Source organism: Nostoc sp. CHAB 5715 (genome assembly GCF_020829685.1).
Taxonomy (GTDB): Bacteria; Cyanobacteriota; Cyanobacteriia; order Cyanobacteriales; family Nostocaceae; genus Nostoc.
In genome coordinates this window covers 1-4,013 of record NZ_JAIVFR010000721.1, presented here as the reverse complement: position 1 = coordinate 4,013, position 4,013 = coordinate 1, and the positions used below count along the sequence as shown (strand labels likewise).

General features: G+C 37.9%; 3 protein-coding genes and 1 pseudogene. 2 read left to right on the top strand and 2 right to left on the bottom strand.

Going from position 1 to position 4,013, the window contains the following annotated elements:
- Positions 1-909 precede the first annotated feature (909 nt).
- A complete protein-coding gene (locus LC574_RS29880; RefSeq protein WP_229457234.1) occupies positions 910-2,493 on the top strand; it encodes a glycosyltransferase family 39 protein in 1,584 nt (527 codons plus the stop codon).
- A gap of 252 nt (positions 2,494-2,745) precedes the next feature.
- Here LC574_RS29880 and LC574_RS29875 read toward each other — a convergent pair whose 3' ends face one another.
- A complete protein-coding gene (locus LC574_RS29875) occupies positions 2,746-3,312 on the bottom strand; it encodes a PadR family transcriptional regulator (RefSeq protein WP_229457233.1) in 567 nt (188 codons plus the stop codon).
- A 181-nt stretch (positions 3,313-3,493) separates the two neighbouring features.
- Here LC574_RS29875 and LC574_RS29870 point away from each other — a divergent pair, with 181 nt between their 5' ends.
- The gene (locus tag LC574_RS29870) at positions 3,494-3,730 is read left to right on the top strand and encodes a hypothetical protein (protein ID WP_229457232.1); all 237 of its coding nucleotides are present in this window, start codon (positions 3,494-3,496) and stop codon (positions 3,728-3,730) included.
- A gap of 44 nt (positions 3,731-3,774) precedes the next feature.
- Here LC574_RS29870 and LC574_RS29865 read toward each other — a convergent pair.
- A pseudogene (locus LC574_RS29865) lies at positions 3,775-4,013 on the bottom strand (hypothetical protein); the annotation flags it as partial.

Genomic DNA, 4,013 nt, shown 5'->3' with positions numbered 1-4,013 from the left:
CATCGTAGTGGTCAGGAGGGCACATCAAAAAGCGAATACGGGAAGTCATAAAAATCTTACAAGCGTTTAATATGCTACAAGTCTATTTGAGATACAGATTTTCGATTTACTGACATTCGGTCAAATCTGGTACTAGAGCTTCTATCTTTTGATAGTTGAAGGTTTTACAAAGGCTTCGTTCTTAATTCTATTACTGGAAGATGGTCATTAGTCATTAGTCATTGGTCATTAGTCATTAGTATTCTCCCCCTGCTCCCCCTGCCCCCCTTCTTTCATCGGGGCAATCAGCTAGGTTTGTCATGAATCAGAAATATTTGCGCTATGGGGCGATCGCTAGCTTAGTCTACTCGATAAACCAGACTCAGCATTTTCGGCTTGGTTTCAATTTTACACAAAGGCGTATTTATAAAATTTACATATAAACTTTATGAAATCTTTTTGTTTTTAACACAAAGATTTTACATTTAGCTCAATGTATACTATATTATACGATGGCAAATCAACGATTGTATTAAGTATGGGATATTTTGCCAAAAGCTGCAAAATCCTTGAAACTTAATATAAAAAATTTTAGTTCAAATATTTATAGCAAATTTGATTCTGATTAAAATCTTTGTCCTTTAACATATTTGGAGATACAAATTTATTTTTGCCATTACCAAAATGCTACTAAAAATTAGTCAATCGCCTCTAAGGTGGATACAAATATTTTATCTAATGATTCATACTTTCCAAAGTGTGTGACAATATCCATAAATTGCAATTTGATGAACCTGAAACTGAATCTAGCAGTCGTATTGCAATATCTTTGAGAGTAGCTTAGAAAGCAAAATGCCTTCTAAAAAACGATTTTGTCAATAATAAAATTTACTCAGCATTTATTAAGGCTTTGAGGAGATTTAAAACTATATGAAAAAGCAATTTTCACAGAACTGGTTTATTTCTCAATCTTTACTACGTTTTTTAATTATCATCGTATTAATCACAGGTGTATTTTTTCGCTTCGTCAATATTGAGAAAAAACTTTATTGGGGCGATGAAGTTTTCTCCTCATTACGCATATCTGGCTACATGCAGTCAGAAATGAATCAGCAGTTAAGTAATGGTCGTTTGCTCACCATAGAAGATTTGCATCACTACCAGTATCCAAATCCTGAAAAAAACGCAATTGATACAATTAAAGGGGTTATGTTAGAAGACTCACAGATTTTGCCACTATACATTGTGATGATCCGGTTTTGGGTAGAGTGGTTTGGCGATTCTGTAGCAGTGACGAGAAGTTTTTCCGCATTTATTAGTCTGCTTACCTTTTCTTGTATTTATTGGCTATGCCAAGAATTATTTGAGTCTTCACTAGTAGGGTGGATAGCTATGGCGTTGGTAGCCGTTTCACCTATTCATGTCGTGTATGCACAAGAAGTACGAGCATATAGTTTATGGATAGTAACCATCTTAATATCGAGCGTAGCACTGCTGCGAGCTATGCGCCTTAAAACAAAGGTTAGTTGGTGCATTTATGCAGCAACATTATCATTAGGGTTTTATACTCATATATTTTTTACATTAGTTGCTTTTGGGCAAGGAATTTATGTAATTACAATCGAACGCTTCCGATTAAGTAAAACATCGATTTATTACCTAATTTCATCGCTTGCAGGGTTTATAACTTTCGTACCTTGGATTTGGATTATTATTACCAACCCTCAGCCAGAAACAGTAAGTTGGGCGAATGTTAAACAAACATTATTTGCATCAGCTATAAGGTGGGCTGGAATCTTTAGTCGTACATTTCTTGATTTAGGTATTAGCCCTAGCGATCCAGGAAAACTTAAGATTGTCTTAATTCCTGTTATTTTAATTATTTTAGCTTTAATACTCTATTCAATTTATGTTCTCTGTCGAAGAACCTCTAAGGAAGTTTGGTTATTTGTCTTGACTTCGATTGGATCTGTAGGGCTTCCCTTACTGATAGTGGATTTCGTCTTTCAAAAACGATACGCTACTAGTCGATATACACTTCCTTCAGTTTTAGGTATACAGTTAGCTGTTGCTTACTTATTTAGCACTAAACTCACATCTATTTCTACTAAAGTTTGGCAAAAAAAGCTCTGGTCACTTGTAGCGTTCATGGTAATCATGAGCGGAATCATATCTTGTACGATCAGTTCTCAAGCCCAGATTTGGTGGAACAAATTTCCAGAAAAATACCAAGAATTTCCCAAAGTTGCTAACATGGTGAGTCAAGGTAATAAACCGCTTTTAATTACTGATGATAGCATAATTCCAGCAATACAAATTCTAGGTCACTTAGTTGATCCAAAAGTACGATTTCAAATTATAGAGAAAAATAAATTACCTGAAATTACTAATGGCTTTAGTGACATATTCTTATTTAGTCCCTCTGACTTCTTAAAAGCTGGAATTGAGAAAATTTATAACTCAAAATTACAGCAGATAAACTACTTACTCTGGAAAATAACAAAATCCACCTAAATCGAATCCCCAGTGAGTCTATTGGGGGGGTGCTAGCTCTCTTTCTCAGACGTATTCCGATTTCGGATTAAGTAAGCTTTGATTTCTCTGAGTTCATTATTCTGATCCGTCATTTGATGCTCAATATCCTTGAAGCCGTAAGCGATATTTTTTGAAATCTCCGATTCCTTGAGGAGCCGTGTAATGGGAAACTATTAAGCACGGTTTTGAAGACCAGCGAGTTTCGTGAGGAACTCGCTGAGTTTACTAGTGTCAAAGAATCTGGTAATGTGATGCATAAGGCTTTTGGTGAGTGATAACATTGAGTGCTATCTTCAACCAATCAATATAAGTCTGTTCTCTTCGGATTACCAACTCCAGTACAAGCCTTTGCATTACTTGCTCCCGGTTGGCAGACTCATCACCAAGTGAGGGCAAATCGATGGTTTCACATTCAGCAAGCTTTTTGCTTCGAGCCGCTAATTGTTGCTCCAGTAGGTAAATGATGGTTTCATTCGGCAACTGATCTGCAAAATGCAACTGGACTAGCATTGGTTCTCTTACAGTCGGTAAGGGCTGATGAGTTCCAAGCCATCGGGCGAATTCGGCTTTCCCTGGCTCCGTTACGCTGTAGACTTTGCGGTTAGGGCGATCGCGCTGAATCTCAATCGTACAGGTAATCCAGCCTTGCTCAACTAGCTTATCGAGAGTTCTGTAAATTTGTGCCTGGTCTGCTGGCCACAAATGGGCAATGCATTGATCAAAGCAGCTCGTTTTGAGGTCATAGCCCGTCATTTCCTGCTGCTGAAGAAGACCTAGAATTACGTATGCTAGCGACATTAAAACGGTTTTCCCATAATTGATATTTTCTCAATAGGTTCTACACTATGTACTTCTTATAAGTTTATGCTAATATATGATTAATCAAATATAAGATATAACGGTTATAAAAAGATATGTTGATTCTTATATGCTTTAACAAGGAAACCAAATACATGAACTGAGGTTGGGCAGATGGTTAATGGTGCTGTTTGCACAAGACAGTGAGGAACTGGCAATGTCTGTTGAGTGCCACTCCCGTACTCCTACGGTGAGTGGAGCGTCTTGTTGGCATAGCCTCTGGTACAGAAGAGAAAGGAAGAAGCGGCGAGCGTCTATGCCACCATTGGATATGCTACTCATCGCTAGTGTATCACTCAACAAACCAGTTGTTCGCTACAGTCTATTCGTGATGAATACTGACGCAGCAATTATTTAAGCCATTCAAGACTATCGTAACGAAAGGATGAGTAACATTGACTTCTAATACACTTTCACAAAGAATACGTCAACATCAATATCTGCGTGATTTACGAAATAAATTACTCCACCTTCATAAGATGTTGCTGGATACAGAACGCATTGCCTACGAACAGGTTCGTCTGCTTCGAGCATTTCATCAACTTGCACAACCATCTCAGAAATGCGCCGCGATGAGCTTTGACCCCGGCTATGTTCCGTGGACCGGGCTGGCGCGGTCGAGCGGGAAGATTGTGTCTTCG